The following is a 19227-nucleotide window of genomic DNA, read 5'->3' as shown; positions in this document are numbered from 1 at the left end:
ATCTCCTAAGCAGCGCGGAACTGGGCAGGAACCCAGCTCTCGTAGAGGGGGTGGCCGGGGCCGATCGGCAGGGGTACGTCTTCTCCGGTGGCGGAGGAATGATAGAAGGCCGTCACCAGTTCGAGCGAACGGCGCGAGTCCGCGCTGGTCACCGGCAGCGGCGCCGCGCCGATCAGCGCGTCGTGGAAGCGGGCCATCTGGGTCTGGAAGCGCGACGGGACGTGCTTCCAGTCCTTGAGCAGCGCGTCGATCTTGGCGGCGGTCTCGTCATTGCGCGGCTTGATGGTCCAGGGCTTTTCGCCCGGATTATAGGCTGCATGATCGCTTTCGATGGTGACGTTTTCAAACGCCAATCGGATGCGGGTGATTTCGTCGGCGGAGCCCAGCGTTGCCGTCAGGCTGGCCAGCGCGCCGCTTTTCATCACCAGCGAGGCAGCAATGGTATCTTCGACTTCGATTGGATTGACGCGAGTGGCAACGCGGCCAAAAACGCGATCGATGTCGCCCATCAAATAAGTGAACAGGTCATGCGGATGGATGGCGTGGCCCATCAGCACGCCGCCGAGTTCGGTGGCCCATTTGCCGCGCCACGGAATTGCGTAATAATCCGCCTCGCGGCGCCATAGCGTTTCGACCGTGCCCATGAAGGGCTTGCCGGCAATGCCCGCGTCGATGATCGCCTTGGCCTGCTCGATGCCATTGCCGAAGCGGTATTGAAACACCGGCATCAACATGCCCTTGCTCTGCTTTTCAGCGGCAATGACCTCGTCGACCTGGGCCAGCGATCCGACCAGCGGCTTTTCGCAGATCACATGCTTGCCGGCCTTGAGCGCGGCCATGACCATGGAATAGTGCAGGCCCGGTGGCGTGCAGATATCGACCACGTCGATATTGTCCATGGCGAGGACATCATCGAAACTGGTGACGCGACGCTCGACGCCAAATTCATCGGCGATGGGCGTCATGCGCTCGACGTTGAGATCGCATAGCGCCAGCACCTTGAACTTGTCGGCATTGGGCACATAGCCCTCGACGATATGGCTGCGGCCGATGCCGACACCGACGACTGCGACGTTGAAAATACGGCTCATTGCGCCCACTCCGTGCCGCGTTCGGCCAATTGCTGCGCCGTCAGCGCCAGTTTCATGGCGTTGAAGGCCCGCTCCTGCGGCATGGCGGTTTCGGTGCGGTTGAGAACGTCATCGAGGAACTGCCGGCCAAACGGCCGATCGACTGTTGAGCAGTCGATATGGCGCGGCCCCTCGTGGTTGACGATGTAGAGGTGATCGGTGCCCGGCTTGCCGGCAATGTCGATATATTTGCGCAGCTCGATATAGCCCTCGGTGCCGAGAATGGTCAGGCGCCCATCGCCCCAGGTGGGGAGACCCGACGGGGTGAACCAGTCGACGCGGATATAGCCCGAGGTATTGGGCGTCTTGAGGTGGACGTCGCCGACATCCTGCAGCCCCGGCCGGTCCGGATTGCCGCGATTGGCGACTGTGGCCGCGGTCACTTCGGCATCCATGGCATCGGAAAAGAACAGGAACTGCTCGAACTGGTGGCTGGCGATATCGCAGAGGATGCCGCCGTAGCGCTGGCGATCATAAAACCAGTCCGGCCGCTGGTTGTTGCGGATGGCATGAGGCCCGAGACCAACGGTATTGATCACCTTGCCGATGGCGCCCTGCGCAATCAGATTGCCGGCTTCCACCGTGGCGCGCACTTCGAAATGCTCGGAATACAGCACCGAATAGATGCGGCCGGTTTCGGCCTGCACGCGCCGCAGCTCGTGGAGCTGGGCGAAGGTGGTCATGCCCGGCTTGTCGGTCAGCACGTCCTTGCCATGCTGCATGGCAGCAATGGAAATCGCCGCGCGGTCAGCCGGAATGGCCGAGGTGATCACCACGGCTACATTGGCGTCTTCGAGGATCGCCCGCGGATCGGCAACACGCTTCGCCTCGGGGTATTTCGCGCCGAACGCCTCGGCAAGATCGTCCTCGACGGCGTGGAACGAGACGAACTGCGCCCCGGCCTCCTGCAGGCAATCGACCTGGCCATAAATGTGGCTGTGATTGATGCCAATGGCGGCGAATTTGATGTCAGTCATGGGTCTAGCGTTTCATACCGGTGGTGGCGATGCCCTCGATGAGCAGTCGCTGGAAGAACAGGAAGAACAGGAAAATAGGCACGATGGAGAGCACACTCATGGCAAACAGCCCGCCATAATCGCTTTCGCCGGTGCTGTCGGTGAAGGTGCGCAGGCCCAGCATCACCGTGTAGGTCTTCATTTCGCTGAGGTAGATCAGCGGACCGAAGAAATCGTCCCAGGTCCAGATGAAGGTGAAGATGGCGGCGGTCGCCAGCACCGGCATGGAGAGCGGAATGATGATCTTCCAATAGATGCGCCAGGGCGAGCAGCCGTCCATCTGGGCAGCTTCGTCGAGCTCTTTCGGCAGACCGCGGAAGAACTGCACCATCAGGAAGATGAAAAACCCGTCGGCGGCAAGAAACTTCGGCACCACCAGCGGCAGGAAGGTGTTGACCCAGCCAAGCTGGCGGAACAGCACATATTGCGGGATCAGCGTCACTTGGTAGGGCAGCATGAGCGTCATCAGCATCATGGCGAACCAGAAGTTCTTGAACTTGAAATCGAGCCGGGCAAAGGCGTAGGCCGCCATCGAGCAGGCCATCACATTGCCCAGCACCGACAGGCCCGAGATGATGAAGCTGTTGATATAGAAAGTGCCGAAACTGGTGCGCAGTCCGTTCCAGCCGCGGATGTAGGAGTCGATGCTCCACGACGACGGCCAGATGCTGGCCGAGGTGAAAATCTCGTTTTCCGGCCGGAACGAGGCCGCGAGCAACCACAGCAGCGGATACAGCATCAGCACCGAGACCGCGAGCAGCGCGACATGGGTCAGCACCGAGATGAGCTTGCGCTGCATTGGCGTCAATTGACGCTCGCCGACCACGGTGAGCCTGTTGGAAACATCACTCATCGTAGTGCACCCAGTACTTGCTGGTAAGGAACGAGAACGCCGTAAACATGCCGACCAGCGCCAGCAACACCCAGGCCAGCGCCGAGGCATAGCCCATGCGGAAGAAGCCGAAGGCCTCCTGGTACAGGTAGAGCGTATAGAACAGCGTCGAATTGATCGGATTGCCGGTGCCGCCCGAAATGATGAAAGCCGGCGTGAAGCTCTTGAACGCCTCGATGGTCTGGATGATGGCGTTGAAGAACACCACCGGGGTCAGCAGCGGCAGCGTGATCTTGATGAACTGCCGCCATTTGCCGGCGCCGTCGAGACTGGCCGCCTCATACATGTCTTGCGGAATCTGGCGCAGGCCGGCGAGGAAGATGATCATCGGCGAGCCGAACTGCCAGACCGCCAGGATGATGATGGTCCACAGCGAATATTGCGGATTGGAAATCCAGCTCGGACCGGCAATGCCGAAGACCGAGAGGAAATCATTGACCAGGCCGTCGCGGGCAAAAATCTGGCGCCACAGGATGGCGATGGCCACCGATGCGCCGAGCAGGCTCGGCAGATAGAACAGGGCGCGATACAGCGGCAGGCCGCGCATGCCCCGGTTGAGCAGCAGGGCGACGGCCAGCGCGAAGGCCAGTTTGAGCGGCACCGAGAAGATCACGAAGATCACGGTCACCCGCATCGACGCCCAGAACTTGGGGTCGGCGGTGAACATGCGGACATAGTTGTTGGCACCCACCCAGTCGGGAGAGGTCAACAGGTCGAAGTCGGTGAAGCTGAGATAGAACGAGGTGACGATAGGCCCGATGGTGAGGCCGAAAAAGCCGATCAGCCAGGGCAACAGGAACAGGTAGCCGGGGGCATGGTTTTGCCAGATCCGGGACCACAGGGATGGAGAGGCCGCGCGCTCCCTTGCGGGAGCGCCCGATTCAAGGGAGCGCGCGGTCATGGTTTTAAACTCGGCCGAGGATGTCGTTGGCGCCGGTAATCAGCTCGCCACCAGCCTGTTCAGGAGACTTGGCACCAAAGCCGACTTCCTGGCCCAGGGTACGGAGCAGCGATTCCGAGATTTCCCCGGCAGCGGCCGGCGGGGATGGCGGCAACGGCCCAAGCAGGTCGCCCAGATTTGCGACGAAGTTCAGGGCGATCTGGCTCTGCTCGTCGAGGGTTGGCGCCACGACGTCACGCGATGCGGCGATGCAGGGAATGCCGCGTTCGACGCCGAGGACCTTGACGGCTTCGGGATCGGAGATGAAGAAGTTGAGGAATTCTGCTGCCGCTTCCTTGTTGGCGGAGGAGCCGGCAACCGAGAAGAACATCGACGGCTTGCGATAGTGACCACCGCCAACGCCGGCCGCGATGCGCGGATAGCCGACCATGGCCAGCTTGTCCTGGACGATGGCCTGGAAGCCGACGAGCTGGTTGGAGTTGGACGGGATCATTGCAGCCTTGCCGGATACCAGCATGGTGGTTTCGAGCGGGCCGGTGTCGAGCGCCTGATCTTCAGCGGGCACGCAAACGCCGGCTTCGCGCAGCTTGGCCCACATTGCATACCATTCCACGGCATCGGCTTCGTCGAAGCCCAGCTTGCCCTCGGCGGTATAAAGCGCCTTGCCGCGCTGGCGCAGCCAGTTGTCCAGCATTGGCTCGGAGTAGGAACCGTCCATGATGGCCTTCATGCCACCGCGAATATTGGCGGTCTTGAAGGCCTCGCCGATGGCGATCAGGTCGTCATAGGTCCAGGCATTGGTGGGCGCCTCGATACCGGCCTCTTCGAAGGCCGCGGTGTTGATCAGCATGGCAACCGAGTTGGCGCCGAGCGAAATGCCATAGAGCTTGCCATCGACCTTGCCGCCTTCGAGCTGGTCGGCGTCAAAATTGGAAAGATCGAGCACGCCGCCAACGAATTCGTCGAGCGGGGCGATGGCGTTGCGCTTGGCGTATTCGACGATGTAGCGATAATCCATCTGGATGATGTCGGGGGCATTGCCACCCGCGGTCTGGGTCGCCAGCTTGGGCCAGTAATCGTTCCAGGCGAGGAATTCACCCTCGACGTCGGTGCCCTTGGCGGCCTTATAGAGATCGGTCACGCCATAGGTGCGATCGGCGCGGGCCTGGCCGCCCCAGAAGGTCAGGCGCAGGCTGGATGCCTGGGCCCAGGCTGGCATGACGCCGGCGGCGCCAGCGGCAACCAAGGCTGTAGTGCCCATCAGAAACTTTCGACGGTCGATACGAACGGTCATTGGTTTTCCTCCCAAAAAATTTAGCTGTTCCGAATTTTGGAACCGACGTGACAGCGGCCTCCCCGCCGCTAAGTCACCAACTAGTTACAACGATATTTGGTTTAGTCGCGTTGTCAATCCGCCTGCTCTGCTCGTTTTCGTGATTGGAATGTCGTCGATGCGAACAAATAACTGGCCGGTTACGATCTAACACGCCGCTGCGCGCGGGTGCAACTGACTTGTATGGAAGATTGGAGCGGCGCAGACCTGTTCCTTGTTGGCACTTCTCAAGGCCAGCATTACGCAGTTTGGCACAAAAGAAAAATATGAAATGCTGGCCCTTGCCATAGATAAAATCTATGGTCAGCCATGGACAAGATACTTACCCAGTTCCTCGCCATTGCCGATGCCGGCTCGATCAGCGCCGCTGCCACGGCACTTTTGGTCACCCAACCGACGCTCACTTTCAACATGCGCAAGCTTGAGGAAGAGCTTGGCGTCCAACTGCTGCTGCGCTCATCGCGCGGGGTGACGCTGACGCCCTACGGCGAGACGCTGTACGAAAATGCCCGGCTGATGCGGCGTCTGCATCACAACATGCTGGGCGCCATTGCCGAGCAGCGCCAGCGCAGCGAACGCGGCATTTCCATCGGCTCGGGCTATTCATGGTGGACCATGTTCCTCAAGGACATGGTGGTGGCCTATCAGCAGGAATTCCCCAACGCGCCGGCCCAGGTCAGCCTCGGCAACCAGTTGCGCTGCATGGACCAGTTGATCTCGGGTGATATCTCGATGTTCCTGGCCCATGAAATCGAAGGCCTCAGCCCCAGCGTCGGGGCCGAATTCATCCCGCTCAGCACGGTCTATCACGCCTATTTCGTCAGGCAGGGCCACCCTCTGCTAGCCAAGACCCGGACCGTCGCCGAGATCGATTCCTACCCGCAGGTCAGCAGCTCCCCGCCCGAAAGCCGGCACCAGCGCTATTTCGACAGCGCCAAGCGCCGCACCCGAATCGAGACGGTGTTCGACCGCACCAGCTCGGCCTTTGCCTCCAATTCGCTCGCCGCTTGCGTCGACTACACCTGCGCCACCGACGCCGTGCTGCGCCACACCCACATCATGCGCGACGACTTCGCCCGGCGCGGGCTGGTGGAAGTGGAGCAGACCGACCCGCACCGGATCAGCCGCATGGGGATTTACCTGCTCACCGAGCAGAAGAATGACGAGCGTCTGCGCGACATGGTTCGGCGGATAAGTGAGGCAGCCAAGCCGGTGCTGCCGGAGTTGGAGTAGAAGTTAGAACAGCAGGAACAATACCCCCACCTAGCCTCCCCCTGAAAATGGGGAGGAATCTGGCCAGTGGTTTTGGCACCATGACGCCCAAAACTCGATGAAGTCCCTCCCCTATCAGGGGGACTTCGAACCGGCCGCAGGCAAAATCACGCCAGTGGCGTGATTTTAGGTGAGAAGGCCATGAGGGCTACGCCCGAATGGCAGGTGGGGGGTACCCCAACAAAAACTCACCTTCGCCGCCTACCCCGCCCGGGTCTTCAGATAATCCACCACCATCTGCACGGCCTGGGCTTCGCGCTCCTGCACCATGTCGATGGCCGATAGATCGCGGGCAAAAATCACCGACAGCGTCGCCATGTTGGACACGTAGAAAAACCCCAGCGCAGCGATGGAAATATACAGCTGCACCGGATCGACATCGCGGCGGAAAATGCCCGTATCGGCGCCACGATCCATGATGGTCTTGATCTGCCCGACCAGGGGCGAATGCAACGCCTGGATATCCGGCAGGGTTTTGAGAAACCGCGCATTCTCGATATTTTCGGTGCCGAGCAGGCGCGGAAACCACGGGTTGGCGAGGAAATGGCGGAAAGTGAACCGCACCAGCCGGTCCATGGCGTCGACCGGCCCGAACTGGTCCAGCGACAGCGCCCGTTCGCCGCGACGAATCTCCTGATAAGCATCGAGCAGCACCGCGCGGTACAGGTCTTCCTTGTTGCCGAAGTAGTGGTACAGCAGCCGCTTGTTGGCACCCGCGAGGGCCGCGATGGCGTCCACCCGTGCACCCTCGAAGCCGCGCTCGGCAAATTCGGCCCGACCGGCGACCAGAATAGCCGCCTTGGTCTTTTCCGAATTCCTGGCGCGCTTTACCGCCGGCTTATCCGCGAGAGCCTCGTCCATTGCCCCTCATGCGGCGAACGCCGCGGTTACTGCATAAATGCTGATCTTTCCCAGATAGCAGTCACCCTCACGAGGGTAAAGGCGCTTCCGCCAGCGTCCGTGGCTCAATGCCTCGCACGACACTTGACGGCTCCCCTTTGCGGCGTGTAGCTAAGTAACCAATCAGTTACACGCCCTACGCGGCGCGGGAGGAAATCGAGATGGCAGACAGGCGAATTGGCATCATCATGCACGGCGTCACCGGGCGCATGGGCTACAACCAGCATCTGGTGCGCTCGATCCTTGCCATCCGCGACCAGGGTGGCATAGCGCTGGCCAATGGCGACCGCCTCGTGGTCGATCCAATCATTGTCGGCCGCGACGCCGCCAAGATCGAGCGGCTGGCCAAGAAGCACAACATTGCGCGCTGGGGCCATGACCTCGATGCGGCGCTGGCCAATCCTGAAGACACGGTGTTTTTCGATGCCGGCACGACGCTGATGCGGGCCGGGCTGATCGAACGGGCGCTGGCCGCCGGCAAGCATGTATATTGCGAAAAACCGACCTCCGACGATCTCGAAGTCGCGGTCAATCTCGCCAGGACGGCCCGCGCCTCGGGCCTCAAGCATGGCGTGGTGCAGGACAAGCTGTTCCTGCCCGGGTTGATGAAGATCAAGATGCTGGCCGACAGCGGATTCTTCGGCAAAATCCTCTCGGTGCGCGGCGAGTTCGGCTATTGGGTGTTTGAAGGCGACTGGCAGAAGGCGCAGCGCCCAAGCTGGAATTACCGCAAGCAGGACGGCGGCGGCATCATCCTCGATATGCTGTGCCACTGGCGCTATGTGCTCGATAACCTGTTCGGCGAGGTCAAGGCGGTGTCCTGCCTCGGCGCCACCCACATTCCGAACCGGGTCGACGAGAACGGCGTCGCCTACAAGGCCGATACCGACGACGCCGCCTATGCCACCTTCGAGTTGGAAGGCGGCATCGTCGCCCAGATCAACTCAAGCTGGACCACCCGCGTCCGCCGCGATGACCTCGTCACCTTCCATGTCGATGGCACGCATGGCTCAGCCGTTGCGGGGCTGCACAAATGCTGGACCCAGCACCGCGTCAACACGCCCAAGCCGGTGTGGAACCCCGACCAGCCGCAGACCATGAACTTCTTTGCCGATTGGGAAGAAGTGCCGGACAACTGGCCCGCCGACAACGGTTTCAAGGTGCAGTGGGAAATGTTCCTGCGCCACGTGGCTGAGGACGCCCCCTGGGAATACGGCCTCGAAGCCGGCGCCAAGGGCGTACAACTGGCCGAACTCGGCCTCAAGAGCTGGGCCGAACGCCGCTGGCTCGATGTGCCGAAGCTGGAGTTCTGACACACATCGTGTGGCACACACTCACCCCACCCACGATGTCACCCCGGCCTTGAGCCGGGGTGACATCGAACCTGTTGAGACTTTTGAGAAAGTCGAACATGCCCATTATCAACCTACCCAACGCCGACCGATCCATCACACCCTACACACTGACCGGCGAGCCCATCCCCTTCGTCAAACATCGCGCCAGCGACTTCAATCGCATCGCCTATGCGGCGGCCCATGTGGTGGCCGATCCGCTGGCCAATAACGATCCCTGGCTGACCCCGGCAATCGACTGGGACACGACCCTTAAATTCCGCCACCGCCTCTGGGATCTCGGCCTCGGCGTCGCCGAAGCAATGGACACCGCCCAGCGCGGCATGGGTCTCACCTGGACCGATGCGCAGGAGCTGATCCGCCGCGCCCAGGCCGAGGCCAGAACCCGCGACGATGCACTGATCGCCTATGGCGCCGGCACCGATCATCTTGCGCCCGGACCGGACGTGACAATCGACGACATCATCGCCGCCTATGAAGACCAGGTCGGGTTCGTCGAGGCTCAGGGCGGCCGCGTCATCCTGATGGCCTCGCGCGCTCTCGCTGCGGCGGCGAAATCCGCCGACGATTACGCCAAGGTCTATGGCCGCATCCTCAACCAGGTCAAACAGCCGGTGATCATGCACTGGCTCGGCGAAATGTTCGATCCGGCCCTGCAAGGGTATTGGGGCAATATCGACCACGACCGGGCAATGGACGTCTGCCTCGACGTCATCGTCGCCAATGCGGACAAGGTCGACGGCATCAAGATCTCGCTGCTCTCAGCCGAGAAGGAAATCGCCATGCGCCGGCGGCTTCCCGCATCGGTCAAGATGTATACCGGCGACGATTTCAACTATGCCGAACTGATCGCTGGCGACGAGCAAGGCTATTCCCACGCCCTGCTCGGCATTTTCGACGCCATCGCGCCAGCCGCCTCGGCCGGTCTCGCGGCACTCGGCAGCGGCGACAACAAAGCGTTCTTCGACCTGCTCGAACCCACCGTGCCGCTCAGCCGGCATATCTTCGCGGCGCCCACTCGCTTTTACAAAACCGGCGTCGTGTTCCTCGCCTACCTCAATGGTCTGCAGGACCATTTCCAGATGATCGGCGGCCAGCAATCGACGCGCTCGCTGCAGCATCTGAGCGAGCTGTTCCGGCTCGCCGACAAGGCGCGGGTGCTCGGCGATCCAGACTTGGCAGTGGCGCGCATGAATGCGGTGATGAGGGTACACAATGGCTAACACAGTGCGAACCCGCGAGATCTCGCTCAACCTCGCTACCACACGTCAGGTCTGGGGCTTCAAGGAGGCGGTAGATGGCTGCCTGCGGGCCGGAATCACTGCGATATCGCCATGGCGCGACCAGATCGAAGCCATCGGTTTGGACGAAGCCGCCCGCATCGTGCGTGACAACAAGTTAACAGTCAGCGGCGTCTGCCGCGGCGGCATGTTTCCCGCCGAATCGGCCGCCGGACGACAGGCCCAGATCGACGATAATCTGCGCGCCATCGACCAGGCTGCCGCGCTCAATGCCGATTGCCTGGTGCTGGTGGTTGGCGGATTACCCGGCAGTTCCAAGGACTTACCCGGGGCCCGCCAGATGGTCACCGACGGCATCGCAGCCATGTTGCCCCACGCCAATGCCTCCGGCGTCAAGATTGCCATCGAGCCCCTACACCCGATGTACGCCGCCGACCGCGCCTGCGTGAACACCGTGGACCAGGCGCTCGATATCTGCGAGCAACTCGGCGAAACCGTCGGCGTTGCGATCGACGTCTACCACGTCTGGTGGGATCCGAAACTGGCTCAAGCCATTGCGCGCGCTGGCAAAATGAACCGCATTTTCGCGCATCACATCTGCGACTGGCTGGTCCCGACCAAGGACATGCTGCTCGACCGCGGCATGATGGGCGACGGGGTCATCGACCTGCCCGGTATTCGCCAGATGATTGAAAATGCTGGGTTTTTCGGCCCGCAGGAAGTTGAAATCTTCAGCCAGGACAATTGGTGGAAACGCGATGGCGACGAGGTTCTTGCCGTGATCAAGCAGCGCGTGGCGACGGTGTGCTAGGCGACAATTTGCCCGCCATCGCCCAGGTTAAAGCCAGCAGTGGCAACAACATAGCGAAGGCGACGCGGATGCCGAGCCCCTGCGCCACCACCCCAATCAGCACCGGCGCACCCAGGTTGACGAACTGAAAGATCAGCGTCGTCGCGGCGACATTCTGGCTCGCCGGACGGTCACCCAACCGTGCGGCTGCCGACAGCATCAGCGGATAGAGCACGCAGATACCCAGGCCCACCAACCCAAGGCCGGCCAGTGCGGTGCCGGCATTGGGCGAAAACACCAGCAAAACCAAGCCTGCAATGGCGATGCCGGCGAGCACGCGTGCCACCGGCACCGGGCCGAAACGGTCGATCCAGCGATCTGCCACCAACCGCCCCAGCGCCATGGTGATGAGCAAAGCCGGCAGGGCGAGCGACTCGATCCAGGCGGCGACGTCGAAACTGTCGCGCAGGAATATGATCGACCACGCACGCGCCGCGCCCTCGGTCAGTCCGGCGCCCAGTCCGAAAGCCACAAGGCCGAGCGTTGCCAGCGTCGGCCAGGCCAGCCTGTTCTTGACCTCGCCTGTATGGGGCCGTGGCGGGGTCGGCGGCATCGGTGCCACGACAAACCAGGTCAAGGCGGCAAAAATCGGCACCAGCGTCCAGAGGTGGACGGCGGGCGAAATATCGAAGCCGCGCAGGGCAGCACCAAGCAGCGAGGTCATCAGGAACCCGATGCTCCAGGCGCCGTGGCAGGTGTTCATGATGCGCTGGCCCGAAGCCGCCTCGATCCGGTCCGCTTCGACATTGATGGCGATATTGGTCAGCGAAAAACCGACGCCGTTCACCGCTAGCAGCGCGAACATCGCGAACGGGCTGGGCAACACGGTGATCAGCGCCGCACTGATAGTCACCAACGGCAGCATGTAGAGAATGGTTTTTCGTGGCCCGAAGCGCTCGATGATGCGGCTGGAAAACAGGAACATGCCCAGCCCGCCGAGCGGTTGCCCGATCAGCACAAGCCCAAGCTGCGCCTCGCTCAGCCCGTTAAGCAGCTGGATATCGGGGATACGCGTCTGGATTGCACCCAGCGACAGCGCATGCACGAAGAACAGCGCGACGATGCGCCAACGCGTTACCGGAATGGGACTCACTTGGGGCCGGGATCCATCAGCATATGGATACGGTTGGCCCCCATTCGCGCCAGTTTCAGCATCAGCGCCTTGCGCCGCGCCCCGGCCATCGGCGTCAACGGACTGTCCCGCAAGATCGCGCCATCATGCCCATCGGCGACAATCATTCCCTCGGTGTCGGGAAAAATATCTCCATCCAGTTCAGGCGGCTTGGCAAAAAAGAAGCGGTCGGAGAATTCGCGATACTCGTGCCACTTCTTGTCGACCTGGAAGTCGATCAGGCTCGACTTGATCTCGACGATCCAGATTTCGCCCTTGGGCCCGACGCCCAGCACATCGGCGCGCCGTCCACTGCGCAGGGTCACTTCGGCGAAGCAGGCCATGTCGTAGGTCTCGCGCAGCAGCCGCATTACGCCGCGCTGCACACGCAGCGCGGTCGGCGATTGGCGCAGATCGACGATCGGCCCCAGATCAGCCATGAGGCTTAATCGGCTCCGGGGTTCGAACAGGCGCATCCGGAACTTTGCGCTTGCCCAGCGCAAAGCTCGAGGCCCAAAGCCCCGCCACTAGCAGCGGCAGGCAGATCAGGTAGGAATTGCGGATGCCGAGGTATTCGGCGACGAAGCCGAGTAAAGGCGGCGCCATGAAGAACACCACGAAGCTAACCTGCGCCAGCGCGGCTACGTTGACGGCGGCGGGACGGTCGGTGCGCTGCGCAGCGGCCGAGACGGCCAGTGGATACACCGCCGAACAGCCAATGCCCATCAGGGCAAAACCGGCCAACGCGATTTCCGGGGCGGGCGCATAGCCGACCATCAGCACGCCGACGGCCGCTAGGCTCAGCAGCACCATGGCCACATTGCGCGGGCCGAACCGGGCGACCACTGGATCGGCGCTCAGGCGCATCACCGCCATGAAGAAAGCAAACAGCGTCAGGCCCATCCCGCCGACAAACGGCTGGGCCGAAAACACGTCGCGCATATAGATGGCCGACCAGTCGATGCCGGCGCCCTCGACCAGAAAGGCGGCAAAGCCGATTATGCATAGCGGCACCAGCCCCAGATTGGGAAAGGCGATGCGATGGGTATTTTCGCCGATCGTGCGCTTGGGCGCCGGAGCCGGCCTGATGCCGGAAATCATGTAGCCGCCGACCAGCACGATGATCGCGGCGATGATGCCGAGATGGGCTTCGACCGAAAGGCCGGATTGACGAATGCCGGCGCCGGCAAACGCCGTAACGAAAAAGCCAACGCTCCAGAACCCATGGGCGCGGTTCATGAAGCGCTTTCCGGTGTGCATTTCGAGCCGATCCAGCTCGACATTGAGGTTGATTTCCAAGGCCCCGGCTAGAACGCCAGCCACGAACAGCACGCCAAAAACCGCCGGCGCCACGCCAAGCCAGGGAATGGTTGCGAACAGCAGCGAAGGCCCAAGCACGGTGAAGAAGGCGACGGTGCGCACGCCGAGCTGTCCGATAATCGCCGCGCCGAAGGTCAGCGAGATCAGCGAACCGATCGACATGCCGATCATGGTCAAGCCAAGCTGGCTCTCGCTGACCTGCAGATGGGTCTGGATATCGGGCAGCCGCGCCATCAGCGCGCCCGTCGACAGGGCGAACAGGAAGAAGCAGGCATAAAGCCGGTGTTGCTGCTCGATCCTCATGACGTGACGACCTTGCTGGCCGAACGGGGCGCCAGCACGTGAGTGGTGGCGAGGCCCAGCACAACCAGCGGCAGGCCGACACCGAAGGTCCACTGGATGCCGAAATGCTCCGCGACGTAGCCCAGCAGCGGCGGTCCAAGCAGGAAGGCAGTGAAAGAGAATTGCGCCAGAGCTGCGACGTTAATGGCGGCGGGGCGGTCGGTCTGCTGTGCGGCAGCCGACATGGCGAGCGGGAACAGGGCGCTGGAGCCGATGCCGATCAGCGCGAAGCCCAGATAGGCCGACCAGGCAAGCGGGGCAAAGAACACCAGAAGCACGCCGATACCGAGCACGCTCAGCAGGGCGCGGGCCACCACGACCGGGTTGAAGCGATCCACCAGACCATCGGCGAAGAAGCGGGCAAAGGCCTGCGAGCCGGCGACGGTCGCCACCGCGATGCCGGCCCAGAATGGTGCCGCGTCGAACATATCGCGCATATAGATAGCCGACCAGTCGATGCCGGCGCCTTCCATCAGCATGGCCGACAGGCAGACCGCCACCAGCATCATGATGGTACTTGTCGGGCGGGCGAAATGCGGAGTTTCGTCGGTGCTGGAGCCGGTCCGATGCGGCGCCGGCTCGAAGCGGCCAAGCAATACCATAGTAGCGACCAGAATTACCGGGATCATGATCATCAGGTGCAGCTGCGGCGACAGGCCGGCCTGCGCGATGAAGGAGCCGACCAGTCCGGCGGCGAAGAAGCCGAGGCTCCAGAAGGCGTGCGCGCGGCTCATGATGCGACGGCCGATAGCATGCTCGACACGATCGGCCTCGATATTGATGATGACCTCGATGCAGCCGATGGTCAGTCCGACCGGCACCAGCAACAGGAAGAACATCAGCGGGCCCTGGGCCCACATCGATAGCGCATAAAATACCGAGAGCAGGGGAATGGCGGTCAGCAGCACACGACGATAGCCCACGGCCTCGATGAAGCGGCCGGCAAAGGTCAGCGAAATCAGCGTACCGACGGCCGAACCGATCAGCGCCAAGCCGAGTTGGCCCTCGCCGACGCCCATCGCCCGCTGGATGTCGGGCAGGCGGGGAAACATCGAGCCCATGCAGAACGAATAAACAAAGAAGGCGCCGAACACTTTGAACTGGGGAGGGAGGTCGAGGCCGAACTTCATGGCTGCACTACTCGCAAAATCAATGCGGGCGAAGCTATGCGAGAATCAGCGGCTCGCAAAGGGCGAGTGAAAACGTTTTCCTTTGAATTTTGCAACGTTGCATTTGTGCCGTCGGGCCGCCATCGAGAAACCTAATCGAGCAACAAAAAAGGCCGCCCCGTGAGGCGGCCTATGGCGACAACGGGAGGAGGTGTCGCGAATAAATCAGCTTTGAGCGAGACAGACAGAGGTGGTGCCGCGATTGCGGAAGCCGAGAGCTGTGGCTGCGGCCTTGCTGAGATCGATAATGCGCTTGCCGTGGAACGGGCCGCGATCGTTGATCGTGACCTCGATATGCTTACCTGTATTCTGGTCGGTCACGGTGACCTTGGTGCCGAAGGGCAGCGAGCGATGGGCTGCCGTCATGGCGTTTTCGTTGAAGACCTGTCCGGAGGCGGCTCGCTTGCCATTAAAGCCAGGTCCATACCAGGAAGCACCGCCACATTGGGCATAGGCTACAGTGGAAAAGGAGAATAGGGCTGCAGCAACTGCGACCACGGATACGGCTTTTCTAATCAAATTACCAAACTCACTTCAATTGATGTGAGCTGTTATCTAAGGGGCATGATCGGCCACAATGTGCCCATATCCGCATTGGGGCCCTCAGCCTTATGCCTGTTGCCCAGATGTCGCAGATTTTCTGGCGGTAATCTGGCCTTGTTGATGAATGATCCAGGCCGACTTGAGTAAATGAATCCATGATCAGCGCAAATCTATTCGGTACGGCGGCGGATTGAGCAGGTTTATGGATTCATCTTGCCCGATGTGGCCATGATGCCACGGTTCCACGTCAACCTTAACTTATGTGCGTTTTTCTTCGGTTCCCCTGAAAATTTCCACGATTTAGCGGCGCACATGGGCTAATTGTGACGCGATTATGGCAGCTTGGAACCTGGATCGAGCGCTAACGCAATAAAGCGTCCACGCTCCAGCCACCGGCACCCATGGCCAAAAGCACCAGCAGACCGGCCGCAAGAATGGCCTCGGGCGCGTACAACACATTCTCCAGCTTGTGCACGCCCTGCCCTTCGGCCTTGGGAATGCCTGTGGTGAGCAGCGCGCCAAGGCCGACTGCCAACAGTGCCAGCGCGCCAACCGTGGTCAGCAGACCCAGCACGACAAGCACGCCGCCCACCAGTTCCACACTGGAGAGGATCGGCGTCAGCGCAATCGGCACGCCGGCCTTTTGCAGCGACGCGCGCATCTTTTGGCGTCGCTCGGGATTGGTCAGCTTGAAAAAGCCGGACATGGCGAACATCAGTCCAATGACCAGGCGGAGTACCAAAAGCGCGAAATCGGCAAGAGCGGGTAGGCTGAAGAGCCAGGATGGCATGGAAGACCTCAATGTTGGGCGTGGACGCAATGCCTACGGAAAGGTTTCGTTGCCGCGTTACCCTCGAGGTACTGCCACTGATATTGAAGAGGCTATTCGCGCTCGGTGGCTAGCGGCACACTCATCTCGTGCCGCCAGCAATGCGCGTCAGGCGTTGACCACGCGATAATCCATATGGGTGGTGAACTTGGTGGCGCGTGCGCCAATGGGTTCAAGCCGAGCCGCCAGCCCATCCCACAGCCGCTCGCCTTGGCCAAGCACCAGGGGCGAAATCTTGAGGTGGAGAGTATCGACAGCCCCGGCGTTCAGATAACTCCGCAGCGTGCTGACGCCCCCGGCTATGGCAACGTCTCGCTCGCCGGCAACCGCCCTAGCTTTGGCCAGCGCCACTTCCGGGCCTTCGGTTACAAAGTGGAATGTGGTGCCGCCGTCCATCTCGATCGACGGTCGGGCGTGATGGGTCAGTACGAATACCGGCGCATGATAGGGCGGGTTGGGGCCCCACCAGCCCTTCCATTCCTCTTCCCACACATCTGGTCCGGGCGCAGCGAACATATTGCGGCCCATGATGAAAGCACCATGATCGGTGATCGCGTCGATCTCGGCACGATTGTTTTCGGCGTCCTCAAACATCCAGCGACCCAGCTGTCGCGGATCGATAGTACCAAACGGGCGTTCCCGCGTCTGGTTGAGCCCGGTGCCAAACCCGTCCAGCGAGAGCATCATATGGGCGTTCACAAGCTGGGTCATCACGGGTCTCCATTAACTTAGTCGATCGCTTAAGTATTTGGATTCGCGGCAGCGATGTCAACTGGCTGATCAACGCTCAGGCGCGGGTTTTCGGTGTCAGGCCAAACATGAACAACTGTTCCAGATAGCGGGCTGCGTCCTCGAAGCGACCTTCGCCACCACGGCCAGGGCCGAGCACGGCGCGGACCTGGACGTCGAAATCGGCGTAGTGCTGGGTGGTGGCCCAGATCGAAAAAATCAGGTGATAGGGATCGGTGCGGGTCAGCTTGCCTTGGTCCATCCAAGTCAGCAAAACCTTCGCCTTTTCGTCGACGAGGTTCTTGAGGTCGACCTCGATCATTTCGATGATGCGCGGCGCGCCCTGCAGCATTTCATTGGCAAACAGCCGGCTTTCACGCGGGAAGTCGCGAGCCATTTCAAGCTTGCGGCGGATATAGGAGCGGATTTCGGAGAAGGGATCGCCGTTCTCGTCCATTTCGCGCAGCGGCGCCAGCCAGGTGACCAGCAATTCCCCCATCAGACGGCGATGAATCTCTTCCTTGCGCGGAAAATAATACAATAAGTTGGGTTTGCTCATGCCCGCCACTTCGGCGATCTGGTCGATCGTCGCACCACGGAAGCCATGCAGCGAAAATACCTCGAGCGCGGCCTCGAGAATGAGGTCCTGCTTTTCGCGCTGGATGCGCGTGATCGGACGCGGCTTGGCCGGCGGATGCACCGCTGCCTTGGCGTCGGCCTTATGCTGGCGCGTGGCAGCGATCGGGACTTCGGCACTTTTCACTTTGGTCGGCGGCATTTTCGCCTTGCTAGAAAGTTTGGGAGTGCTAACATTTTTCCAACTGGTCAAAATTTCTGGACTTAACGCGTCGCCGTCAAGAGCCAAAAGACCAACCAGCGCAGAATCAAGGGGAGCGAGGTTTTCTTGTCCATTTCCGATGCCGTGGTGCCGAACGATCTGAGCGCCTTCTGGATGCCGTTTACCGCCAACCGGCAGTTCAAGAAAAACCCGCGCATGTTCGTCGCGGCCAAGGACATGCATTACACCACCAGCGACGGCCGCCAGGTGCTGGACGGCACGGCCGGCCTGTGGTGTTGCAATGCCGGCCACGCCCGCCCCAGGATCGTCGAAGCGATCGCCAGGCAGGCGGCTGAACTCGATTACGCCCCCGCCTTCCAGATGGGCCATCCCAAGGCGTTCGAGCTGGCCAACCGCATCGTCGATATCGCCCCCGACGGTCTTAATCATGTGCTGTTCACCAACTCGGGCTCCGAGTCGGTCGAGACCGCGCTCAAGGTGGCGCTGGCCTATCACCGGGTGAAGGGCGAGGGCGCCCGCTCCCGCCTGATCGGTCGCGAACGCGCCTATCACGGCGTCAATTTCGGCGGCATTTCGGTGGGCGGCATTGTCACCAACCGCAAGATGTTCGGCACGCTGCTCGGCGGCGTCGACCACATGCCCCATACCCATAACCTTGCCAAGAATGCCTTTTCCAAGGGGCTGCCGGAATATGGCGTGGAGCTGGCCGACGAGCTGGAACGCATCGTCACGCTGCATGATGCCTCGACCATTGCCGCCGTCATCGTCGAGCCCGTCGCTGGCTCCACCGGCGTGCTGATCCCGCCGGCCGGCTATCTGCAGCGCCTGCGCGACATCACCAAGAAGCACGGCATCCTGCTGATTTTCGACGAGGTCATCACCGGCTTCGGTCGCCTCGGCACGCCGTTCGGCGCCGACTATTTTGGCGTGACGCCTGACATCATGGTCACCGCCAAGGGCCTGACCAATGGCGTGATCCCGATGGGCGCGGTGCTGGTCAGCTCGGAAATCCACGACGCCTTCATGGGCGGCCCGGAACATGTCATCGAGTTTTTCCACGGCTACACTTATTCCGGCAATCCGATCGCTTCGGCAGCCGGCCTTGCGACACTCGAAACCTACAAGGAAGAGGGCCTGCTGACGCGCGGCGCAGAAATGGCGCCCTATTTCGAGGAAGCGCTGCATTCGCTCAAGGGCCTGCCCCATGTGATCGACGTGCGCAACATCGGGCTTGTCGGCGCGATCGAGCTGCAGCCGATCGCCGGACAGCCGACCAAGCGGGCGTTTTCGGCCTTCCTCAAGGCCTTCGAAGCCGGCGTTTTGATCCGCACGACCGGCGACATTATCGCGCTGTCGCCGCCGCTGATCGTTGAAAAAAGCCATATCGACCACATCGTGGGCACGCTTGCCGACATCCTCAAGACGCTTGAGTAAAATGGAACAATTGTTCTATATCTTCGAAAATAGAATTATCGTTCCTATCCTGAAGGGGAGGGTC

General features: G+C 61.4%; 19 protein-coding genes. 5 read left to right on the top strand and 14 right to left on the bottom strand.

The window, feature by feature from the left end; all coding sequences use genetic code 11:
- Positions 1-5: 5 nt before the first annotated feature.
- Genes WH91_RS10930 through WH91_RS10910 form a run of 5 tightly spaced genes read right to left on the bottom strand, consistent with a single transcriptional unit; the run spans position 6 to position 5233 of the window.
- On the bottom strand, positions 6-1091 hold the full coding sequence (locus WH91_RS10930; protein WP_046171045.1) for a Gfo/Idh/MocA family protein: 1086 nt from the start codon (positions 1089-1091) through the stop codon (positions 6-8).
- Positions 1088-2107 (bottom strand): Gfo/Idh/MocA family protein, encoded by a 1020-nt coding sequence (locus WH91_RS10925; protein ID WP_046171044.1) that lies wholly within the window; start codon positions 2105-2107, stop codon positions 1088-1090. The genes WH91_RS10930 and WH91_RS10925 overlap by 4 nt, the downstream gene beginning before the upstream one ends.
- A gap of 4 nt (positions 2108-2111) precedes the next feature.
- A complete protein-coding gene (locus WH91_RS10920; protein ID WP_143077998.1) occupies positions 2112-2945 on the bottom strand; it encodes a carbohydrate ABC transporter permease in 834 nt (277 codons plus the stop codon).
- A gap of 46 nt (positions 2946-2991) precedes the next feature.
- Positions 2992-3939, bottom strand: a complete 948-nt coding sequence (locus tag WH91_RS10915; protein WP_046171042.1) for a carbohydrate ABC transporter permease — start codon at positions 3937-3939, stop codon at positions 2992-2994.
- A 4-nt stretch (positions 3940-3943) separates the two neighbouring features.
- Entirely contained in the window at positions 3944-5233 is a 1290-nt protein-coding gene (locus WH91_RS10910) for an ABC transporter substrate-binding protein (protein ID WP_046171041.1), read from the bottom strand.
- 348 nt (positions 5234-5581) lie between these two features.
- Between WH91_RS10910 and WH91_RS10905 the strand changes: the two genes are divergently transcribed.
- Complete coding sequence (locus WH91_RS10905; RefSeq protein WP_046171040.1) at positions 5582-6505, top strand: LysR family transcriptional regulator; 924 nt, start codon at positions 5582-5584, stop codon at positions 6503-6505.
- 240 nt (positions 6506-6745) lie between these two features.
- On the opposite strand, the gene WH91_RS10900 is transcribed toward WH91_RS10905, so the two are convergent.
- Complete coding sequence (locus WH91_RS10900) at positions 6746-7405, bottom strand: TetR/AcrR family transcriptional regulator (RefSeq protein ID WP_046171039.1); 660 nt, start codon at positions 7403-7405, stop codon at positions 6746-6748.
- A gap of 200 nt (positions 7406-7605) precedes the next feature.
- Between WH91_RS10900 and WH91_RS10895 the strand changes: the two genes are divergently transcribed.
- From WH91_RS10895 to WH91_RS10885, 3 genes are all read left to right on the top strand, one after another.
- Complete coding sequence (locus tag WH91_RS10895) at positions 7606-8757, top strand: Gfo/Idh/MocA family protein (protein ID WP_046171038.1); 1152 nt, start codon at positions 7606-7608, stop codon at positions 8755-8757.
- Positions 8758-8855: 98 nt separating this feature from the next.
- The gene (locus WH91_RS10890) at positions 8856-10019 is read left to right on the top strand and encodes a dihydrodipicolinate synthase family protein (protein WP_046171037.1); all 1164 of its coding nucleotides are present in this window, start codon (positions 8856-8858) and stop codon (positions 10017-10019) included.
- On the top strand, positions 10012-10848 hold the full coding sequence (locus WH91_RS10885; protein WP_425285329.1) for a sugar phosphate isomerase/epimerase family protein: 837 nt from the start codon (positions 10012-10014) through the stop codon (positions 10846-10848). The genes WH91_RS10890 and WH91_RS10885 overlap by 8 nt, the downstream gene beginning before the upstream one ends.
- On the opposite strand, the gene WH91_RS10880 is transcribed toward WH91_RS10885, so the two are convergent.
- From WH91_RS10880 to WH91_RS10845, 8 genes are all read right to left on the bottom strand, one after another.
- Entirely contained in the window at positions 10820-11980 is a 1161-nt protein-coding gene (locus WH91_RS10880) for an MFS transporter (RefSeq protein WP_052952754.1), read from the bottom strand. The two genes, WH91_RS10885 and WH91_RS10880, sit on opposite strands and share 29 nt — an antisense overlap.
- Entirely contained in the window at positions 11977-12438 is a 462-nt protein-coding gene (locus tag WH91_RS10875; protein ID WP_082102113.1) for an MmcB family DNA repair protein, read from the bottom strand. Before WH91_RS10875 ends, WH91_RS10880 begins: the two co-directional genes overlap by 4 nt.
- Positions 12431-13621, bottom strand: a complete 1191-nt coding sequence (locus WH91_RS10870; RefSeq protein ID WP_046171035.1) for an MFS transporter — start codon at positions 13619-13621, stop codon at positions 12431-12433. Before WH91_RS10870 ends, WH91_RS10875 begins: the two co-directional genes overlap by 8 nt.
- A complete protein-coding gene (locus WH91_RS10865) occupies positions 13618-14790 on the bottom strand; it encodes an MFS transporter (RefSeq protein ID WP_046171034.1) in 1173 nt (390 codons plus the stop codon). The genes WH91_RS10870 and WH91_RS10865 overlap by 4 nt, the downstream gene beginning before the upstream one ends.
- 204 nt (positions 14791-14994) lie before the next feature.
- Positions 14995-15327 (bottom strand): septal ring lytic transglycosylase RlpA family protein, encoded by a 333-nt coding sequence (locus WH91_RS10860; RefSeq protein WP_244542296.1) that lies wholly within the window; start codon positions 15325-15327, stop codon positions 14995-14997.
- 406 nt (positions 15328-15733) lie between these two features.
- Positions 15734-16162: a DoxX family membrane protein gene (locus tag WH91_RS10855; protein WP_052952753.1), complete on the bottom strand. Its 429-nt coding sequence runs from the start codon at positions 16160-16162 to the stop codon at positions 15734-15736.
- Positions 16163-16309: 147 nt separating this feature from the next.
- Positions 16310-16912 carry a dihydrofolate reductase family protein gene (locus tag WH91_RS10850; protein WP_046171032.1) on the bottom strand — a complete coding sequence of 201 codons (603 nt, stop codon included), beginning with the start codon at positions 16910-16912 and terminating at the stop codon, positions 16310-16312.
- A 76-nt stretch (positions 16913-16988) separates the two neighbouring features.
- Positions 16989-17708: a TetR family transcriptional regulator C-terminal domain-containing protein gene (locus WH91_RS10845; RefSeq protein ID WP_082102112.1), complete on the bottom strand. Its 720-nt coding sequence runs from the start codon at positions 17706-17708 to the stop codon at positions 16989-16991.
- A 126-nt stretch (positions 17709-17834) separates the two neighbouring features.
- Between WH91_RS10845 and aptA the strand changes: the two genes are divergently transcribed.
- Positions 17835-19163, top strand: a complete 1329-nt coding sequence (gene aptA, locus WH91_RS10840; protein WP_483088809.1) for an omega-aminotransferase AptA — start codon at positions 17835-17837, stop codon at positions 19161-19163.
- The last annotated feature ends 64 nt before the right edge of the window (positions 19164-19227 follow it).

The organism is Devosia psychrophila (assembly GCF_000971275.1).
GTDB lineage: Bacteria > Pseudomonadota > Alphaproteobacteria > Rhizobiales > Devosiaceae > Devosia > Devosia psychrophila.
Note: the sequence above shows the minus strand (reverse complement) of the source record. Positions and strands in the feature narration are given on the sequence as shown.